This is a genomic window from Halorubrum sp. SP3, assembly GCF_005435195.1.
In the GTDB taxonomy this organism is placed as follows: Archaea; Halobacteriota; Halobacteria; order Halobacteriales; family Haloferacaceae; genus Halorubrum; species Halorubrum sodomense.
The window spans coordinates 1-1,273 of record NZ_SGTU01000100.1 but is presented as its reverse complement, the minus strand read 5'-3'; the positions used below and the strand labels follow the sequence as shown (position 1 = coordinate 1,273).

At 58.1% G+C, this 1,273-nt stretch carries 1 protein-coding gene and 1 pseudogene; one reads left to right on the top strand and one right to left on the bottom strand.

What is annotated here, in order from left to right; translation table 11 throughout:
* Positions 1-154, top strand: a pseudogene (locus EXE42_RS20340) (nucleotide pyrophosphatase); the annotation flags it as partial.
* 346 nt (positions 155-500) lie between these two features.
* On the opposite strand, the gene EXE42_RS15585 reads toward EXE42_RS20340, so the two are convergent.
* Positions 501-1,273, bottom strand: a 773-nt coding sequence (locus EXE42_RS15585; RefSeq protein WP_137706915.1) for an RNA-guided endonuclease TnpB family protein, incomplete at its 5' end; no start/stop codon positions are given.

The window sequence follows — 1,273 nt, the reverse complement described above, 5'->3', positions numbered from 1 at the left end:
CGGGATGCACAAGTTCGAGAACTCGCTGCTGTACTCGACGGAGCCGGACCTCGACCTGTCCGACGCGAACCTCTTCGACGTGACGCCCACCGTCCTCGACCTGCTGGACGTCGAGTATAACGCACAGCAGTTTGATGGGAACAGTCTCGCCTAATTGGCCTTGCTCGTAGCGTAACCAGCGTCTTTTGACCGGCGAAGGGAGTGTGAAGCACCCGTCAGTGCCTCTTCGGATCAGTACCGCCAGGAAATTATTACACACAGGTTAACTCCTTGAGTCCAAGCAGAATCTGAGGATAGCAGATCCAGCAACAATCTGTCACTCAACGATAATACCATCTCAACTGGCAGAGCTTTGTAGACTGAATAACACAGATGCTGAGGCACGTAGCAGGTGTGTGAGTCTGCCGAGTGCGACGAACCTGAGCCCAATCGTCAGGGTGTCTGAGAGTTGATGCGGAGTGCGTGGCCTGAGACACGGATTACGAGTCAACTACCCCACCCTAAACGCCTTCGGCGTTTTGAGGGTGGGGCTTGTCCATGAACTCGGCCTCGAACCCGTCCGGGTAGGCGGTGAATCCGCCACTTGGCGTCACCGTTCCAGACTTTAGGGCGAGTTGACTGTCGCCCGTCCGCTGAGACGACTGTTGGCCTCGACGGACATACCGCATCCCGATGTTCTTCGCCGCGTTGTAATCTGCGTTCGCCTCCGACTCGCACTTCACGCACCGGAAATCGGTGCGAGTCGGGCGATTTTCGTCTGCCGTGAACCCACACTCGGCGCACCGCTTCGATGTGTACGCCGACCCGACTTGCTTCACCGAGATTCCTTCCGCTTCGGCTTTATATTCCACCTGTTCGTAGAGCGTTCGGAACGCCCACTTGTGTCCCCACGACGCTCCCGTACGGTCGCGGATATTGGTTAGATCCTCAAACGCGATCACGTCGCACTCGTACCCGAGCGCTTCCGAGACGATGGCGTTGGATGCTCGGTGGAGTATATCTCGAACGTAGCGAAGTTCACGGCCGCTCGATCGTTCGAGCGTCCGATGAGCACTCCTCGTCCCGGTCTGTTGGAGTCCGGCGCGTACCTTCTCGAACTCGTGGAGATCGTGGGTTAACTCCCGCCCGCTGAAGAAGGAGGCGGTGCTTGTGACGGCGAGGTTTTCGATACCGAGATCAACCCCGAGGACCGTCCCGTCCTCGGCGGTGTTCCGTTCGGTGTCGGTCTTGGGTCGGCGGAAGCCGATGTGTAAAAAGTAGCCGCCGTTACGAG